The 18,675-nt window shown below is 42.9% G+C and carries 16 protein-coding genes; 2 read left to right on the top strand and 14 right to left on the bottom strand.

Features of this window, described 5'->3' with window-relative positions; all coding sequences use genetic code 11:
- Nucleotides 1-50 precede the first annotated feature (50 nt).
- The 3 genes from CWC02_RS02045 to prlC all read right to left on the bottom strand — a co-directional run bounded on the left by CWC02_RS02045 (nucleotide 51) and on the right by prlC (nucleotide 4,187).
- Nucleotides 51-806, bottom strand: a complete 756-nt coding sequence (locus CWC02_RS02045) for a class I SAM-dependent methyltransferase (RefSeq protein ID WP_138599257.1) — start codon at nucleotides 804-806, stop codon at nucleotides 51-53.
- A 43-nt stretch (nucleotides 807-849) separates the two neighbouring features.
- Entirely contained in the window at nucleotides 850-2,028 is a 1,179-nt protein-coding gene (locus CWC02_RS02040) for a response regulator (protein ID WP_054552774.1), read from the bottom strand.
- A 107-nt stretch (nucleotides 2,029-2,135) separates the two neighbouring features.
- Nucleotides 2,136-4,187, bottom strand: a complete 2,052-nt coding sequence (prlC, locus tag CWC02_RS02035; RefSeq protein ID WP_138616173.1) for an oligopeptidase A — start codon at nucleotides 4,185-4,187, stop codon at nucleotides 2,136-2,138.
- Nucleotides 4,188-4,338: 151 nt separating this feature from the next.
- Here prlC and gorA point away from each other — a divergent pair, with 151 nt between their 5' ends.
- Nucleotides 4,339-5,700, top strand: a complete 1,362-nt coding sequence (gorA, locus tag CWC02_RS02030; RefSeq protein WP_138616171.1) for a glutathione-disulfide reductase — start codon at nucleotides 4,339-4,341, stop codon at nucleotides 5,698-5,700.
- A 151-nt stretch (nucleotides 5,701-5,851) separates the two neighbouring features.
- Here the strand turns inward: gorA and CWC02_RS02025 are convergent, their stop codons facing one another.
- Together CWC02_RS02025 and CWC02_RS20715 are read right to left on the bottom strand one after the other, a co-directional pair.
- Nucleotides 5,852-6,445, bottom strand: a complete 594-nt coding sequence (locus CWC02_RS02025) for a Fic/DOC family protein (RefSeq protein ID WP_138616169.1) — start codon at nucleotides 6,443-6,445, stop codon at nucleotides 5,852-5,854.
- Nucleotides 6,435-6,593 carry a hypothetical protein gene (locus CWC02_RS20715; RefSeq protein WP_168246699.1) on the bottom strand — a complete coding sequence of 53 codons (159 nt, stop codon included), beginning with the start codon at nucleotides 6,591-6,593 and terminating at the stop codon, nucleotides 6,435-6,437. The genes CWC02_RS02025 and CWC02_RS20715 overlap by 11 nt, the downstream gene beginning before the upstream one ends.
- A 237-nt stretch (nucleotides 6,594-6,830) precedes the next feature.
- Here CWC02_RS20715 and CWC02_RS02020 point away from each other — a divergent pair, with 237 nt between their 5' ends.
- Nucleotides 6,831-7,565 carry a MauE/DoxX family redox-associated membrane protein gene (locus CWC02_RS02020; RefSeq protein WP_138616168.1) on the top strand — a complete coding sequence of 245 codons (735 nt, stop codon included), beginning with the start codon at nucleotides 6,831-6,833 and terminating at the stop codon, nucleotides 7,563-7,565.
- 54 nt (nucleotides 7,566-7,619) lie between these two features.
- Here the strand turns inward: CWC02_RS02020 and CWC02_RS02015 are convergent, their stop codons facing one another.
- From CWC02_RS02015 to CWC02_RS01975, 9 genes are all read right to left on the bottom strand, one after another.
- The gene (locus CWC02_RS02015; RefSeq protein WP_171043806.1) at nucleotides 7,620-7,868 is read right to left on the bottom strand and encodes a hypothetical protein; all 249 of its coding nucleotides are present in this window, start codon (nucleotides 7,866-7,868) and stop codon (nucleotides 7,620-7,622) included.
- Nucleotides 7,869-8,045: 177 nt separating this feature from the next.
- On the bottom strand, nucleotides 8,046-9,485 hold the full coding sequence (tldD, locus tag CWC02_RS02010; protein WP_055021391.1) for a metalloprotease TldD: 1,440 nt from the start codon (nucleotides 9,483-9,485) through the stop codon (nucleotides 8,046-8,048).
- Nucleotides 9,482-10,312 (bottom strand): carbon-nitrogen hydrolase family protein, encoded by an 831-nt coding sequence (locus tag CWC02_RS02005; protein ID WP_138616166.1) that lies wholly within the window; start codon nucleotides 10,310-10,312, stop codon nucleotides 9,482-9,484. Before CWC02_RS02005 ends, tldD begins: the two co-directional genes overlap by 4 nt.
- Nucleotides 10,302-14,159 carry a YhdP family protein gene (locus CWC02_RS02000; RefSeq protein WP_138616164.1) on the bottom strand — a complete coding sequence of 1,286 codons (3,858 nt, stop codon included), beginning with the start codon at nucleotides 14,157-14,159 and terminating at the stop codon, nucleotides 10,302-10,304. Before CWC02_RS02000 ends, CWC02_RS02005 begins: the two co-directional genes overlap by 11 nt.
- Nucleotides 14,159-15,631 carry a ribonuclease G gene (rng, locus tag CWC02_RS01995; RefSeq protein WP_138616162.1) on the bottom strand — a complete coding sequence of 491 codons (1,473 nt, stop codon included), beginning with the start codon at nucleotides 15,629-15,631 and terminating at the stop codon, nucleotides 14,159-14,161. The genes CWC02_RS02000 and rng overlap by 1 nt, the downstream gene beginning before the upstream one ends.
- Nucleotide 15,632: 1 nt before the next feature.
- The gene (locus CWC02_RS01990) at nucleotides 15,633-16,202 is read right to left on the bottom strand and encodes a Maf family protein (RefSeq protein WP_138616160.1); all 570 of its coding nucleotides are present in this window, start codon (nucleotides 16,200-16,202) and stop codon (nucleotides 15,633-15,635) included.
- The gene (mreD, locus tag CWC02_RS01985) at nucleotides 16,202-16,681 is read right to left on the bottom strand and encodes a rod shape-determining protein MreD (RefSeq protein ID WP_054552785.1); all 480 of its coding nucleotides are present in this window, start codon (nucleotides 16,679-16,681) and stop codon (nucleotides 16,202-16,204) included. The genes CWC02_RS01990 and mreD overlap by 1 nt, the downstream gene beginning before the upstream one ends.
- Nucleotides 16,674-17,516: a rod shape-determining protein MreC gene (mreC, locus tag CWC02_RS01980; RefSeq protein WP_054563354.1), complete on the bottom strand. Its 843-nt coding sequence runs from the start codon at nucleotides 17,514-17,516 to the stop codon at nucleotides 16,674-16,676. The genes mreD and mreC overlap by 8 nt, the downstream gene beginning before the upstream one ends.
- Nucleotides 17,516-18,559, bottom strand: a complete 1,044-nt coding sequence (locus CWC02_RS01975; RefSeq protein ID WP_054552787.1) for a rod shape-determining protein — start codon at nucleotides 18,557-18,559, stop codon at nucleotides 17,516-17,518. The genes mreC and CWC02_RS01975 overlap by 1 nt, the downstream gene beginning before the upstream one ends.
- Between the last annotated feature and the right edge of the window lie 116 nt (nucleotides 18,560-18,675).

Below are 18,675 nucleotides of genomic sequence, written 5' to 3'. Positions count from 1 at the left end.
CACCATAAACAACTACACGAAAAAACCAGACACACCCAAAAACATTAGATTTAAACCATTGCCGCTTTTACATATACATCAAAGCGGTTCTTTTTGGTTTTGATTTGCATACTCGGGGTTTTGTCATTTAAAAATGGCGCGTAATCAGGGCGCTTCACAACCACTCGCTTACTAGCAAGCGGATAAGCAAACTCTAATAGATCATCGGCATCGCTATCTGAGCCCACAAGCTCTTGGAATACTCGCATTTCTTTTTTAACGAGGGCTGATTTTTCACGATGAGGAAACATAGGATCTAAGTACACAACATCAGGAGTATCACTACACTGCGCCAATAACGTATGACTAGAGCCAAACACTAAGCTCATGTTTTCTTTCATCCAAGGGCCAATTTCTGCATCGTTATAGGCACGTTCTAGGCCATCAAATAATAGCGCGGCAACTACTGGATGGCGCTCATGTAAAATCACTTTACAGCCTAGTGATGCCAGTACAAAGCCATCACGACCAAGTCCTGCGGTGGCATCAAGCACCACTGGTGTGGCACCTTTATTTAACCCTACAGCCTTTGCTATAGCTTGCCCTTTACCTCCACCAAACTTACGGCGGTGAGCAGCAGCACCCGTTACAAAATCAACGTGGATTGCACCTAGCTTAGGTTCGTCCTTTTTTTTCAGGCTAAGACCTTGGTCGTCATAATGAAGCGAAAAGCCCGCATTCTGCTCAGCCCACTTAGCTAAACCAAAACGCAACTCTATTGCATCTAAATAAGGGCGCATTTCTTTAAAAGGACAATGAATTACCACACAAAACTCCGAGCTATATTAATCGGCGTCAGTATAGCATGGCTTAAAATAGCTCGATATCCGTTTGTGAAGTGACATCTTCAGTGTGACTAGGCTCTGCCATTTTTTGCAAACTGGCGAGAAGATCACTACGCGCTTCAATAATGTGTTTTAACTGATATTTTATAAACGCTAAATCATCATTGAGCGAAGAAAATAATAACTTAGTCTGCTCTAATTGCTGTAGATGAAAAGTTACTTCATCACTACTCGACAAATTGCTTTGTGCGACTGACTTATTTAACTCATCCAATTGCGCAGCTAGTTTTTCAACCGCTCGTTCGCGTGAGTCACTATTTTGATACATTTGTTGAGATAGTTCATTAAAGGCATTCCCAATTTGCTGTGCCTGAGTCAGTGCCCGCTCATTAATTTCCATATCTTGAACTTTTGCGTTTGTGACTTCGAGGATGTGCGGGAATAAATCTTTATAACGACCATAAAGTTGGGCATCATCTAGTGGCATGTTTTTGACTAACATTGACACTTTAGGGTAATTAATAATGGTGCGGTGGCTAAAATCAACAAAGCGATTCGCATCGCGATGTTTTTCAAGTAACTCCTGCTCTAAAGGACATACTCCACCTTCGGCACAGCAAAACACGCCGACATCGTGATACCAAAACGCCAGCACGACATCAAGCTCCATCGGGTTAAAAAACTCAAACATATGCTCAGATAACGCTTTGATATCATGCGCATGATAAGTCTGCCCAACGTAGCGCATGATGCGTCCCATATCACCTGAATCTGTCATCGCTATTTCGGCGGTTATTTGCGCTCGTTCAACGTCACTGGTTAATTTTTTTGAATGCTGGCGGTACTGATATAACACACGAATTCGTGCCATCAGCTCTTCAGCATTGAATGGTTTTACAATGTAATCAGCTGCACCTGCGTTATAGCCTTTTACACGGTCTGGTAAGTCCGCTTTACCCGATAAAAACATCACAGGAATATCTTTAGTTTGCGGGTTAGCTTTTAATTCGTTACACACCTCGTACCCTGATTTAGCAGGCATTTCAACATCAAGTAAAATAATGTCTGGGCTGTACTTTATCGCCTGTCTTAATCCTTCTTCACCATTTTTAGCATGGATCAACGTGCAAAAGCCCGATAGTGATTCTTCAATCACATGATGGACATACTTATCATCATCAATGGCTAATACAAGTTTTGACATACTTAATTCCTGCAACTGTTTTTAAAAAGAATAGTACGCAAGATTGAATTTGCTAAGAATTATTAATAAAAAAGCGCCTTACGGCGCTTTAGTTTAAGTAATGTGTATTATGCTGCAATACCACTATGTCTTAGTAGTGCATCAACTTGTGGTTCGCGTCCGCGGAACTTTTTAAATAGCTCCATAGGCTCTTCGCTCCCCCCTTTTTCTAAAATGTTCTTTAAGAAAGCTTCGCCCGTTGCTGGGTTAAAAATGCCTTCTTCTTCAAATTTAGAAAACGCATCGGCCGAGAGTACTTCAGCCCATTTATAAGAGTAATAACCTGCGCTATAACCGCCTGCAAAAATATGGCTAAAGCCATGCTGGAAACGATTAAACGCTGGCGCTTTAACAACAGCCGTTTTACTGCGAACCTCATCAAGTGTTGCTTGAATATGACATGGCTCACCTGCTTTGTAAGTATGGTGAATAGTAAAATCAAACAACGAGAACTCAAGCTGACGCAGCATTTGCATACCTGATTGGAAGTTCTTCGCCGCAAGAAGTTTATCTAGTAACTCTTTTGGTAATGGCTCATCTGTTTCGTAATGACCCGAAATAAAGCTCAGCGCTTCTTCTTCGTAACACCAGTTTTCAAGGAACTGACTTGGTAACTCAACCGCGTCCCATGCAACACCGTTAATACCAGCAACTGGCGCAGCATCAACTTGTGTCAACATATGGTGAATACCATGACCAAACTCATGGAATAACGTAGTCACTTCGTTATGCGTAAACAAAGCCGGCTTATCACCCACTGCTTTATTAAAGTTACACACTAAGTACGCAACTGGGGTTTGTAATTCGCCGTTTGCACGTACTTTTCGACCCATGCAGTCATCCATCCAAGCACCGCCACGCTTGCGATCGCGGGCATATAAATCTAGATAAAAGCGACCACGTAACGTGTTGCTGTTATCGTAAATTTCGAAGAAACGTACATCAGGGTGGTAAGTATCAAACTCTGTCACTTCTTTAACACTAATACCAAATAAACGATTAACTGTAGTGAATAAGCCACTTAGAACTTTATTGGCTGGAAAATATGGGCGCAGCACTTCATCAGAAATCGCGTACTTCTCTTGCTTGAGCTTTTCGCCGTAGTAAGCGTAGTCCCACGCAGCCAGTTCAGTCACACCGTGCTTATCTTTTGCGTAAGCTGTTAGCTCAGCAAGCTCTTGCTCTGCTTGTGGCTTAGACTTAGCAGCTAAATCTTCTAAGAATGAGAAAACTTGCTCTGGCGTTTCTGCCATTTTAGTCGCCAATGACATATCAGCGTAGCTGTTAAAACCAAGTAACTCGGCAAGTTCATGACGCAGGGCAAGCTCTTCGCTCATAATAGCTGAGTTATCAAATTCACCAGCGTTAGGGCCTTGATCAGAGGCACGCGTCACAAACGCAGTGTAAAACTCTTCACGTAACTCGCGGTTATCAGCATAAGTCATGATTGGTAAGTAAGATGGAAAATCTAGCGTGAATACCCAGCCTTCTAGCTCTTTGCTTTTAGCTGTATCAGCACCTAGTGCTAACGCAGACTCTGGTAAACCAGCCAGTTCGCTTTCATCTGTAATATGCTTTTGCCAAGCAAGAGTTGCATCCATTACATTGTTACCAAACTTAGAGGCCAGCTCAGATAAGCGCGCACTGATTTCGCCATAACGCTTTTGTTGTTCAGGCTTTAAGGCAATACCAGATAGCTCAAAATCGCGCAGTGCATTAGTAATGGTTTTTTGCTGGGCAGTCGTTAGTGTTTTAAATTCATCACTGTTGTGAAGCGCGTTGTAAGCATCGTACAAACCTTGATGCTGACCAACAAAGGTTGAATACTCAGATAACAACGGCAAACATTGCTCATAGGCTTCACGTAGCTCGTCGTTATTAACGACAGAATTCATATGTGATACCGGTGAAAATAAGCGTGATAACTTGTCATCAGCTTCTTCAAGCGGAAGCACCAAATCATTCCATGTGTATGATTTGCTTGCCAGTACCTCATCTATTTTGGTACGACACTCAGCAATCGCTGCTTTTAATGCTGGCACTACGTGTGCTGGTTTAATTTTAGAAAACGGCGGAAGCCCTTCTAAACCAATGAGTGGGTTATTTTCTGCAATTGTCATTTTCGTTCTCGAATTTTATGCGTAGATGATTTTGAAGTTGGGGCGAATTGATGAAATACAAGGGGCTTAACCTTGGTCTTTATTATGCTATTATCAACTTATTACTAAATCGATTAATTAATAAAAAGTTATCTATTTTTGAGGACAAACTATGGCTCAGCATTTTGATTACATTGCAATTGGTGGTGGTAGTGGCGGTATTGCCTCTGCAAACCGTGCAGCAATGCGTGGCGCAAAAGTCGCTCTTATTGAAGCAAAACACATGGGTGGCACCTGTGTAAACGTGGGTTGTGTTCCAAAGAAAGTAATGTGGCACGGCGCACAAATTGCTGAAGCAATTAACGCATATGCACCTGACTACGGCTTTGATGTTGAATTAAAAGGTTTTAGCTGGGCTAAATTAGTTGAAAGCCGCGAAGCTTACATTGGTCGTATTCACCAAGGTTACAACAAGTACTTATCTAGCAATGGTGTAACTGTAATCAATGGCTTTGCTAAGTTTGTTGATAACAAAACAGTTGAAGTAAATGGTGAGCTATACACGGCAGACCATATCCTTGTCGCTGTTGGTGGCCGCCCTACTATTCCTAATATCCCAGGCGCTGAGCTTGGTATTGATTCAAATGGCTTCTTTGAGCTAGACGCACAGCCTAAGCGTGTTGCTGTGGTTGGTGCAGGCTACATTGCCGTTGAAATCGCAGGCGTACTTCATAGCCTTGGTACAGAAACACACCTGTTTGTTCGTAAAAACAAACCACTACGTACTTTTGACCCATACATTGTTGATACGCTTGTCGATATTATGGCAAAAGAAGGCCCAACTCTTCACACTGAGTGCACACCTAAAGAAGTAGTTAAAGAAAGCGATGGCAGCTTAACCATTCACTTTGAAAATGGTCACAGCCAAAACGTTGATGAAGTTATTTGGGCAATTGGCCGTACACCAACAACTGACAAGATCAATCTTGCTGCGGCAGGTGTTGAAGTAACTGAAGGCGGCTACGTTAAAGTAGACGAATTCCAAAACACCACAGCTGAAAACGTGTACGCAGTTGGCGATATCATCGAAAACGGTATCGAACTTACGCCAGTAGCCGTTAAAGCGGGTCGTATTTTATCAGAGCGTTTATTCAATAAAGAATTACCTGATGATTTAAAAATGGATTACGAGCTAGTACCTACTGTGGTATTCAGCCATCCACCAATCGGCACAATTGGTTTAACAGAGCAGCAAGCGATTGATCAATACGGCAGCGATAACGTTAAAGTATATAAATCAAGCTTTGCAGCAATGTACACAGCGGTTACTCAGCACCGTCAAGCATGTAACATGATGCTAGTGTGTGCAGGCGAAGACGAAAAAGTTGTTGGCTTACACGGCATTGGCTTTACCGTTGACGAAATGATCCAAGGCTTTGCCGTTGCAATGAAGATGGGCGCAACCAAAGCAGACTTTGATGCTGTTGTGGCTATTCACCCAACTGGCTCAGAAGAGTTTGTAACGATGCGATAAACTCGCGTTGCGAGTTGCGAGTTGCGAGTTGCGAGTTGCGAGTTGCGAGTTGCGAGTTGCGAGTTGCGAGTTGCGAGTCAATTTTAAAACCTTGTGGTGCTGCCACAAGGTTTTTTTATTGGGTAAATTTGGCAGTGATTTCAGTACACTATCAAAGCTCAGAAATAGCTTGACTAAAAATATGTTTAAGCAAATCTAGGTTTAAATTAACACCTGCAATATTCGCATCAATCCACTCTTGCTGAGAGATTGGAGGCCACGAAATCTTATAGCCGATGCTAAATAACATTTCTTCAAAAAAGAAACGTAGCACTCTGCCGTTACCTTCACGGAATGGATGAAGTAAATTAAGCTCACAAAACAGATCTGCCACTTTTTCAATTAGTTCATCATTATTCTGACAATTCGATATTGCCGGAAGGGTTCGAAATAATTTGTTAGCTTCAGGCTCAATACGCGTCCAAGTACAAAAGCGGGTATTACCCTTTGAGATATCAACATCCCTAATTTGACCTGCCCACACATATAAATCTTGGAATAAATGATAATGAAGGTGTTTTAAATGCTCAAGTGAGAACTTAGAGAGAGGTTGTTGGGGGGAGTCATAGGTTCTATAGCGTTCAGCGGTAAACTCAGCTTCGGCTTGATCTAATATATCCGATTCTCGAATATCTAATAGATTAATTAATACATCAGAGGCAGGGTAGCAATATTTATCTTGAGCTACCCCGTATTTATCGCGCATATTTACGCTTCAATTCAGCAATACTTTTGCCTTCACTATTAGTTTTCAGCGTTAGACCTTCATAGCTTAAACTGACCTTAAAGTTATCCATATCTGGCGTAAACTTAGTCTTTTGCTGATTGCTTGTCTTAGCTGTTTTGGTAGCCATAACCCCTCCTGTGATACTAATAATTCTAACTTATTCAGGTAAAAATTGCCATTAACTAACTTACTTGAAAGTACAGCTATAAGGGAGAGTATAGGCTATTAGAAGCAATAAACAGTGCTGGCACAAACCTTGTAACTGTTAATAAAGTAACCAGTTATAGCAATAAATCACCCTTATTTACTGTGTAATTAAGTAATTATTACGCAGTAAACAAAGGCATTTTTACAAGGAGGCACTGTGTCTAAGTCTGCAATTTTATATCGCATGGTGACCGATGAGCATATTTGCCCATTCGGTTTAAAATCAAAAGATTTATTAGAGCGTCATGGTTACGATGTTGATGATCGTCATTTAACCAGCCGTGAGCAAACTGACGAATTCAAACAGCAGCATGATGTAAAAACCACACCACAAACCTTTATCAATGATAAACGTATTGGCGGTTACGATGATTTGCGCGACTTTTTTAATCTACCTGAGGCAGGTCAGCAAGGTACCTGTTATACGCCCGTTTTAGCGATTTTTGCAGTGACCATGCTACTAAGCTGCAGTTTTACTTATGCCAGCGGTGAAGCTTTATTTTCTATACAAAATCTGATGCTGTTCGTTGCATTATCCATGGCGGTATTAGCCATACAAAAGCTGCAAGACTTATTCAGCTTTTCTAACTCATTTATTACCTACGACTTACTGGCGATGCGTATCGTGCCCTATGCTTATGTTTATCCATTTATCGAGGCGTATGTAGCGTTAGGTATGGTGGCTAAACTACCAGCCTTAGCTGTTGCACCATTTTCATTATTTATTGGTGGTATAGGTGCGATATCGGTTATTAAGGCTGTGTATATCGATAAGCGAGAGCTGAAATGCGCCTGTGTTGGTGGCGACAGTAATGTGCCGCTCGGCTTTATCTCACTGAGTGAGAACCTATTTATGATTGCTGCAGGTATATGGATGCTTATTAGCATTTAGCAACATGTATAACAGTGGCTTAAATCTGCGGTTAAGCCACTTTAAAGCGTGATTTTAGCCACCGTTACGTAAATCGCGCTCGAATTCACTTTCGGTTTTTACTGGATGACAAGTCGATTTGACCGCGCCTTTTTTGCTGTCGTTATCTTCGGTGCTATAAATGGTATAGGTGTAATCAGTTTCGAGTTCACCACCTAAACATTCATGCTCAGCGTAGATTTCATTTTCAGTCCCATCAAACACGGCCTGTGATGCGCAGCCTGCAAGCATAGCAAGTGCGAGTACAATTGGAATTGCTTTCATATCTTGATCCTAAAATGCTATTTTTATTTTTGCTGTAAGCAATAGGTTAGCTCACACACTTAAGTTAACGGCAAAGTACCTTTATTGATACAAAATTTATGTAAGTTTTTGTGTAAACAGAAAGCGAGGATAAGTGAGGCAGGCCAAGAATTTAACCTGCCATATAATAAATGATTTTTAAGCCGTGCCACCCACGGTCAGGTTGTCAATTTTAAGGCTTGGTTGACCCACACCAACAGGTACGCTTTGGCCATCTTTGCCACATACGCCAACGCCTTTATCAAGCGCTAAGTCGTTACCTACCATCGAAATTTGCTGCATCACTTCTGGGCCATTGCCAATCAGTGTTGCGCCTTTGATAGGTTGCGTGATTTTACCGTTTTCAATTAAGTAGGCTTCAGAGGCACTAAATACAAACTTACCTGACGTAATATCCACTTGACCGCCACCAAAATTAGGCGCGAAGATACCTTTTTTTACCGAGCTGATGATATCAGCTTGGCTGTGCTCGCCACCTAACATATAGGTGTTGGTCATACGCGGCATAGGTAAATGAGCATACGATTCACGGCGTGCGTTACCAGTAGGGTTAACTCCCATCAAACGGGCATTTAGCTTATCTTGCATGTAGCCTTTTAGAATACCGTTTTCAATAAGCACGTTATACGCAGCTGGTGTCCCTTCGTCATCCACGTTCAATGAACCACGGCGATCAGCAATAGTGCCGTCATCCACGACTGTACACAGCTCAGATGCCACCTTTTGACCTACTTTACCGCTAAACGCCGATGCGCCTTTACGGTTAAAGTCACCTTCTAGGCCATGGCCTACCGCTTCGTGTAGTAACACACCCGGCCAACCTGCGCCTAGCACAACTTCCATGCTACCGGCAGGTGCATCGATTGCTTCAAGGTTTACTTTTGCTTGGCGAACAGCTTCTTCGGCGTATTCCATCCAACGCGGTTTGCCATCGACTAATTCTTTAAAATAGCCATAATCTAAACGCGCACCGCCCCCTGCACCACCGCGCTCACGGCGGCCGTTCTTCTCCAGTAACACTGAGCAGTTTAAGCGAATAAGCGGACGAATATCGGTGGCAAAGGTGCCATCACTTGCAGCAATTAACACTTCTTCATAAACCGCCGACATTGAGCTGATCACTTGCTCAGCATCCGGCGCTAATTGACGAATATAGTTTTCAAGTTCGCGTAGCAGGCTTACTTTGTCATCGTTGCTCATGCTTTGAATTGGTTGATGCGGCGCATACTGCTCTTTAGCAGCTACATCACTGAACACCTGAATTGTTTTGTTTTCGCCAGCATTGGCAATGCTACGCGCAGCCGTTGCTGCTTTGTTTAACGCTTCAAGGTTAATCGCATCTGAGTATGAAAAACCGGTTTTTTCACCGCTAACAGCACGCACACCCACACCACGCTCAACGTTGTATGAGCCTTCTTTTACTAAACCGTCTTCAAGCACCCAAGATTCGTGATGGCTCGATTGAAAATACAGGTCGGCATAGTCAACTTGGTGCTGATGAATAAAAGCGAGCGTTTTTTCTAATTCTTCTCTTGTTAATTGGCTGTCATGTAATAAATGCTGTTCAACCGTGTTCATAATAAATGCTCTCTAAATCGTTGCTGAGACTGCACAGGCATGTCTTGGCGAATTGTATTCAAGCGGTTTAAATCAAGCTCATGGCTGATAAACCCGGTACCAGAGGCAAGCTCACTGAGCGTTTCTCCCCATGGTGAAATAATAATGCTGTGGCCATATGTGTGGCGGCCATTTTCATGCTCGCCCCACTGCGCTGCGGCAACCACATAGCATTGTGTTTCGATTGCCCGCGCAGCTAATAAAATATGCCAATGAGCAGCGCCGGTGACTGTGGTAAAGGCACTAGGCACTAAAATAAGCTCAGCCCCTTGGCGCTGCATGGCGGTGAATAAGCCACTGAAACGTAGATCATAACATACTGCTAAGCCAATTTTACCAAATGGCGAGTCGACCACCACAATATCATTGCCTGCTTGCGTCGCATCAGACTCTCGGTAACTGCGGGTAGTGTCGGCTACATCTACATCAAATAAATGAATTTTATTGTACTGCGCAACCAGATCGCCTTGGTTGTTAAATAAAAACGAGGCGGCTAAATACTTACCATTTTGCTGCGAAACAGGCAGGGTGCCAGCGGCTAACCAAATATCATGTTGCTTGCATAAATCGGCAAGTTTCGCTTTATATGCCTCACTTTGGTGACCTAATTGATAGCTTGCTTGGCTTTGCTTACTAAAGATCAAAAAACTTTCGGGTAAACACACTAGCAATGGCCGAGTTGCAGGTAACTGATTCAATGTCTCTGCTAAAAAAGCGAGATTTTGCTCAGCATTCATACTTGAGCACATTTGTACTGCAACAACCTGTGGGTGAGGATTAGCCTTCATTATTATCTAAACTCGCTGAAGATGCGGCATCTTTTAATTTTAGTTGCGTCGACGACTGCGGCTGGCTTTGCGCGGCTTGCGGTAACGTCACTTCACGGCTCTTACGATCAACTTCTTCGACAACAGGATCGTTCATACTGCCTGTTACTTTAAAGTTGATCTCTGAGATCACCCGCGCTGAGTGAATCACTTTGTCGATTGCCAACGCAGCAAGACCACTTACCGGATTAACCATCCATGCCACAATCACTGGAATACTCGACGTTACCTGCGGCGCAACCGCTAGATCGTAATCAATTTCAAAGGTATTTAAGTTTGTATGGCCTTTAATCGTTAAATCAGCAGGCACACCATCAAGTTTGGTATCTTGAGTGTAAGCAATGCCCTTTTCTAGCTGCATCGTGCCTTGCATGCTGTTATAGAAAAAGCCTTTGGAGAATACATCTCTAAAGTCCAGTTTCAGCTTACGCACTAACGAGTCTAAACTCAGTAATGAGAATACTCGCGCACCACCATCACTGATCTCAGCAAGGTGTCCTTCACCTAAACGCCAATCTAACTCACCGGCTAAACTTGGTACATCAAAGCTATAAGGTGCGCCTTGCCAAGCAAGATCAAACTTAATATTGGCGTCAGAGTCTTTTACTGTAGTAGTGATATCAAACTCATCAAATAGCGCACCAATATCGTCACTTTGTAAGTTACCACTAAAGCGTGTTTGCCCATCGGCAAATTGCCCTTTACCGCGCAATACGTGATCGCCTTTGTCGATGACCAGCTCAGTAAACAAAAGTTTATCGTTCTCCCCAACTAAGCTACTTTTAATTTTATCGAGCTGATAGTCAGCGACTTTACAATCTTCACAGTTAAACTCGATGGCCGGGACTCGGGTTAACCAGCTTAAATCTTCAGGTTCAGTGCTTTGCTCTGTTTGCTCTGCAACTTCGTTAAAATTAATACGCAGGTAGTCAGTAAAAATTTGAATTGGTCTGCGTGTTTCACCGGTTGGGATCAGTGCATCGGCACGTAATTCTTTAGCATTTAGCTTTAACTCTAAATCTGATTGTTTTGGCGCTAAGCGAAATTCAAAATCGTTAAAGTCGATATTGTGTAGTGCCAGTTTATTAAATTTGCCCGTTACGTTGTTGAATGCAGGCATCACACTTGGCGCATCTGACTTAACTTTGGTAAGCGCAATAATTTGATCAATTAAGCCAAACCAAGGCACTATTTCGGTTTCTGGTAAATCAATAGATACCGCAAAACCTTCACGGTTCAAACCTAAATCTTGTGCACCTAAAATTAAATGGGCATTACTAAATTTCTTTTCGCCATTATCTAAAATCGCATTAAAAAATAACTGCTCATCAACATTTGCGGTGATCAAATTAGAAATACGGTCGCCCTGTACCACTGCAGTTAATGGCCATTTCTGCTCTGCGCCTTTGTTATAAGGTGCAGGTAGTTGGCTAGTCACACCGATTAAATTACCACTCACATCGGCGCGGTAATTAAAGTCATTCGGTAAAAAGTTAAGCGACACATTAATATCTACATCACTTTGGCCGCTTAAGTAACCGGCCAGTAAACCATGCGCCTGTTCAATTAAAGGCTCAGCTTCAAGCGCTAACTTTATAGCAATTTCAGCGCGATAGTTATCAGCCACACTTTCACTGTTATAACTTGCAGTGAGCGGCATACCCATCCAATCTGCTTTGGCATTTTTTAAGTCGATTTTATCGTTGTTAAACTTAACAATACCGGTCATGTGATTAAGTGTGATCCCAGGCTGTGCAAGGTAAATCGGAATATTAGCTAACTCAACTTCACCAATTGCATCAACATGACCAGATTCTAGATCTACTAATAATTCAATTTCAGCCTGCGCTTCCCCTTTCGCTTGAACTACCTCAAATACATCAGCTAACGGTTTTGCTAACGGAGTCGCAGAAAAGAAGGGATTAAGCTTATCGCCATGGGCGCGTTTATTAATAGCAACTTTTAAGACATCTGCATTCATTAAATCGGCAATACTGACATGCACGCTATCGCCAAGGACTAGATTAACCAACTTGCCCGACTTGCTATAGATATCCATGCGCTCATTTTCGAAATGTAAAATGACGTTGGCATCTTCAACTTCTGGCCAGCTTGGTGAAAACTTATAGTTCGCGTTTTCAACATTCGCTAACACTTCAAATTGACCTTGCTGCTCTTTGAACGGAAACCCTTTAAATGGCCCTGAGAACAACACTTGCGCTTTATTTACTTCGCCACCTTTAATGGCTCCATTGAGGTAGCTAACAAGGCTTTTGCTCATGACAGGTAACGGAAAATAATGCCCAGCGACTTTGGCATCAGGGGCATAGGCTTCAGCATATAAATCTAACCGCGGTTCATCAGTCAGGCTGAGCATCATCTCAGCAGCCACAGTTACTTCGTCGTTATCAAGCCAAATATTATCGCTACTAATGCGCCAGCCATCATCGTAATGATGAAGGTCTAGTTCTACATTTAATTGGTTATAGGCAATATCTTGGCTAAAGCTGCCGTTTGTTAATAGTTGATTATTCTCGCCATAAAGCTGAATTCGCCCAGCTGATTGATTAATTAAGCCATTAACGCGGATAGCTTGCCCACCCGGAACACCTTGCAGCGACAGCCAATTAATTTGTTCGCCCTGAAACCAAAGTTGCCAGTTATCCTGCTGACCTAACTCAAGGTAGGCATCACTTAACTGACCATTGGGTTGACGAGCTAAAAACGGGGCAAGTACTTCAAAGTTACTTAACTGCGATAACTTGGCCAGTAATGCAAAATCAAATTGCTTTAACCAAATTTGATTTTTATCGCCAAGCTGAGCTTCAAATTGTAAGGTTGGCCATAGTTTTAAATCGCTTTCAAAGGTAAGTCCGGTGCTTTTTAAGCGCCAGCCACCTTGCTTTGGAAATAAATGAAAACCACCTTCGCTTAAACTGATTTGATGCGCTTCTTGGTTTTGTTGCCAGTTGATAAAACTCGGTAGCCACTGCACTTTTACATCGCTGATCAGGCCTTTATCAAGGCTAAACCAAGTTTGTAAGTTGATGTCGGAATTAAGCTGCTGCTTGTCGGTATTAATATATTGTGCCAGCCATTTAGATACATCAACGTTCGCCGCTTGCACATAGATATCACCAGCCATGGTTTCGAGGGTCGAACCATTCAGCGCCATACGGGCGTCAAAGCTACCAACAGAAATTCCTGGTAACGCTAATGTACCTGAGCCTTGATGTTGCTCAGGGGTATTTTGCCAGACAATGTTTTCAAGAATGAGCTTACGCTCTTTACCATCATTGAGGATAAAGTTAAGGCTACTATCTTGCACTGCAAAGTGCCCTGTTTCACCAAGAAACAAACCTTCAATAAGTTCTTTTTGCTCAAAGTTACCTGATTGTTGATTATTGCCTAAATCAAGCATCGTTGGTAAATCGACATCAGCATGAAAACCATTGATCACAAAGTAGCTCGATTTAAGCTGACGGGTTTTTACCGATTCCCATAAGTTAACTTCAAGGCTCGCTTTATCAATGGTGAGTGCAATGGGTGAGGTTTGGTTATCTTCAAAGGAAATATCTTCGATGACTAAGGCGGGCCCTTTCCCCTGCCAACTGGCTGAGATTGAGCCAATCGCTAAATTTACATCAAAACGTTCATACAAAAACGCTTCAATGTTATCTTTATAGTCATTCGCGTATGGCAGTGAATACTTTACCACAGAGACAATTACGGCCAGCAGTACGAGAGTAATAGCAAATACTTGCCATAACTTACGTAAACAATAAAAGCAGACCGTTTTTGCCTTCATTACATCATTACCACATCAAACTGTTCTTGGTTGTATAAACTTTCTGTTTGAATACTGACTTGCTTACCAATAAATAGTTCCAGCTCAGCAAGGTTGTGATACTCATCATTGATCAATGCTTCACTTACCGAAGGCGATGCGTAAACCATGAACTTATCAGCTGCATAAGCACGGTTTACCCTCACGATTTCACGCAAGATTTCGTAGCAAACCGTTTCGACCGTTTTTTGCGAGCCGCGCCCTGAACACGCTGGACACACATCACAAAGAATGTGCTCCAAGCTTTCGCGGGTGCGTTTTCGGGTCATCTCTACTAAGCCTAGTGCAGATAAGCCATTTATGTTGGCTTTTGCACGATCTTTTGCAAGCGCAGATTCAAGTGAATGCAATACTCGGCGTTTGTGCTCATCACTGATCATATCGATAAAGTCGATGATAATGATGCCGCCTAAATTACGTAAACGTAGCTGACGAGCAATCGCTGAGGTTGCTTCGATATTAGTATTAAAAATGGTCTCTTCGAGGTTACGATGGCCAACAAACGCACCGGTATTTACATCAACGGTTGTCATCGCTTCGGTTTGGTCGATAATTAAATAACCTCCCGATTTAAGCTCAACTTTACGATGTAGTGCTTTTTGGATCTCGGTTTCAACATCGAATAAATCGAAAATAGGTCGCTCACCCGGGTAGTATTCTAATGCTCCCGATAACAGCGGCACAAATTCTTCAGTAAATTCTTTAAGCTCTTGATAGGTTAGTTTTGAGTCAACACGAATACGCTCCATGTCTTCACCTACGTAGTCACGTAGAGTACGAAACGCCAGTGTTAAGTCTTCATGCAAGATACTTTCTTTACTGGTTTTTTTGCGTTTTGTGACGATTTTTTGCCACAGCTTTTTTAAAAATTCCGCATCGTGACGCAGCTCTGCTTCAGATGCACCTTCTGCTGCGGTACGAACAATAAAGCTGCCGTCATCATCACCATATTCAGCAACAATTTTCTTTAAACGCGAACGTTCTTCTTCGGTTTCAATACGCTGGCTTACACCTACATGTGTTGCATCTGGCATAAACACTAAATAACGAGAAGGAATCGTGATATCGGTAGTTAAGCGCGCGCCCTTGGTACCTAGCGGGTCTTTAACCACTTGCACCATGATATGTTGACCTTGGCGCACAAGCTCTCGAATATCTTGTACTTTTTTGATTGGCTGTTCGTCAACGCCTTCTACAATTGAGGCACTGTTTACAATGTCTGATGCATGTAAAAAGGCGGCTTTCTCTAAGCCAATATCGACAAACGCAGCCTGCATACCCGGTAGTACGCGGCTGATTTTACCTAGGTAAATATTGCCCACTATGCCAAGGTTGCCAATTCGCTCTAGTTGGATTTCTTGCAGTACGCCATTTTCGATAAGCGCAACGCGACTTTCGCTCGGTGTAACGTTGATCAGTAATTCGGTGCTCATGTTACCCTCTTAAAAATTCGTTTAATAACTGCTCTGTCTCATATAAAGGTAAGCCGACAACCGCAAAATAGCTACCCGAAAGATGACTCACAAAGCGGCCTCCTAAGCCTTGAATGCCATAACCACCGGCTTTATCTTGCGGCTCACCACTATGCCAGTAGGCATCAATTTCCGCATCGCTTAGTGGTTTAAATGTAACATCGGTGACAACAAGGCAGCTTTTTACTTGCTCACTATCAGCAATTGCCACAGCCGTCATCACTTGATGAGTACGGCCAGATAAGCGCTTCATGGTGGCGGTAAAATCAGCTTGGTCTAGCGGCTTACCAAGTGCGGTATCATCAATGACAACCACGGTATCGCTGCCAAGTACTGGGCGGTCGGTGTAACCCATAGCAACGCCCGATTGTGCTTTGAGTTTGGCTAGGCGCTCTACATAGTCACGCGGGGCTTCGTTTGGGAATTGGCTTTCATCAGCATCAACGCTAAATTGAGAAAACTCAACGCCAAGTTGGCTGAGCAACTCTTTTCGGCGCGGTGATGCAGACGCCAAATAAATTGCGGTTTGCATTATCTAATCCTGAAATGACGGCGATATTTACGCAAAATTAAGAATATCCACCACCAACAAAGCATGCCGGTTAGCACTGGCCACATATAATGCGGGCTAAAATAAACGCCCATTAAAAAGTGGTTAAGCCAAAATTGCATGAGGTGGTAAAGCGTTAAAAACAAAGCAATTAAAATGCTTTGCTGCCATAAAGAAAAGTTTCTAATTTTTTGGAAGTTACTCGCAGTGATAAATATACACACCGAATAAGTCAGTGAGTTCACACCGAGTGGCGAACCTGATGCAAGGTCCATTAATAAACCAACGACCCAGGCTGTGCCAATATTTAGACGGTGCGGCACCGCTAACGACCAATACATTAATACCATTAACACCCAGTCTGGGCGGTATGGCTCAAACGAAATTGGTAACGGCATTAGTGCCATTACCAATGCAAAAAAGATACTGATAGCAATCAGCAAAGAGTGACGACTATTCATTGCTGATGCTCTCCTGCTGATTACGCCACAGCACAACCAATAAGCGAATACGGTCAAGTTGCGCAATTGGCTCAGCATAAACTTGCGCAAAAGGACGCCCTTCATCGCGGTTAATTTCGGTCACCACGGCAACCGGATAACCCTCAGGGAAAGTACCACCAAGACCAGACGTAACCAAAATATCGCCAATGCGAACATCAAGGCTATGCGGTACATGCGAAAGCTTTACCACGTTAATTTTACCAATGCCCTCAACCACGGTACGCACATCGTTACGTAAAATACGCACAGGTGTGGCATGAGTTGTATCTGTCATCAGTAGTACGCGCGAGGTAGTTGACCCCACTTGAGTGATTTGCCCCACTACCCCCATTTCGTCAATCACAGCTTGGCCTTCGCTTAGGCCATCGGTTGTACCTCGGTTAATAACAACTTGGTGGCTATACGGGTTTGAGTGAACAGAGAGGACTTGTGCAATAATTTTACGATTTGATTGTTTAGCCGATGAACCGAGTAAAGCACGTAATTTATCGTTTTCACGAGATAGAAATGACAGTTGTTGTAGTTGTTCGCTTTGTAGTAACTGCTTCTTTTTTAATGCTTCGTTTTCGGTTAAAAGCTGTTCGCGGGTATGCAGATTCTTCGCGCCAATACTAAATAGCTCATAGGGCAAGTTGGCAAGGTAAATAAGTGGGCTAACGAGAGTGTTTAGGCTGGTGCGGATTGTTGTACCACCTTGCGTGTAGCGATCGCCCACGATCAGCACGACACTCAAAAGCACTGCGACAAAAAGCCGCAGTTGCAAAGAGATGGTACGACCAAAAAGTAACTTCATTAGTCGTAGCTAAATACGTCACCACCGTGCATATCAATCATTTCTAGTGCCTTACCGCCGCCACGTGCAACACAGGTTAATGGATCATCAGCAACCACAACTGGGATACCAGTTTCTTCCATTAATAAACGGTCTAGATCCTTTAATAATGCACCACCACCGGTTAATACCATACCGTGAGCAGAGATATCAGATGCAAGCTCTGGTGGAGATTGCTCAAGAGCAACCATTACCGCGCTTACAATACCCATTAATGGCTCTTGCAGTGCTTCTAAAATTTCGTGCGAGTTAAGGGTGAATGAACGCGGCACACCTTCCGCTAGGTTGCGACCACGTACTTCAATTTCAATTGGCTCATCTGTTTTGAAAGCCGAACCGATTTGGTGTTTGATGTTTTCGGCAGTTGCTTCACCAATTAAGCTACCAAAGTTACGACGTACATAGTTAATGATAGCTTCATCAAACTTGTCACCACCGATGCGTACAGATGAAGAGTAAACCACACCATTTAAAGAAATAATGGCAACTTCAGTTGTACCACCACCGATATCAACAACCATTGAACCGGTTGCTTCAGACACTGGTAGGCCAGCACCGATAGCCGCAGCCATTGGCTCTTCGATTAGATAAACTTCACGAGCACCGGCACCCATAGCCGACTCACGAATCGCACGTTTTTCTACTTGTGTTGCACCACAAGGCACACAGATAAGAACACGCGGGCTTGGGCGCATAAAGTTGTTGTTATGCACTTGCTTGATAAAGTGTTGTAGCATTTTTTCAGTCACGTAGAAGTCAGCAATGACACCGTCTTTCATTGGACGAATTGCTTTAATGTTACCCGGTGTACGACCTAACATTTGCTTAGCTTCGGTACCGACAGATGCTACGCTCTTAGGGCCACCAGCACGCTCTTGACGAATAGCAACAACTGAAGGCTCGTTTAATACAATACCTTCTTCTTTTACGTAAATTAGGGTATTGGCTGTACCCAAGTCGATCGATAGATCGTTTGAAAAAATACCACGGAGTTTTTTAAACATGAGGCTGGATGACCTTTGAAAATTCGTTCTTATATTAGCTGCTCTCACTCTATCATGCTAATCATGAAAAAGCGCAACTGCTTTAATTAAATTGCTAAAAAAGGAAGCATCCATTG

The organism is Pseudoalteromonas sp. S2721 (assembly GCF_005887425.1).
GTDB classification, from domain to species: domain Bacteria; phylum Pseudomonadota; class Gammaproteobacteria; order Enterobacterales; family Alteromonadaceae; genus Pseudoalteromonas; species Pseudoalteromonas simplex.
This window is presented reverse-complemented; position numbering and strand designations above follow the sequence as displayed.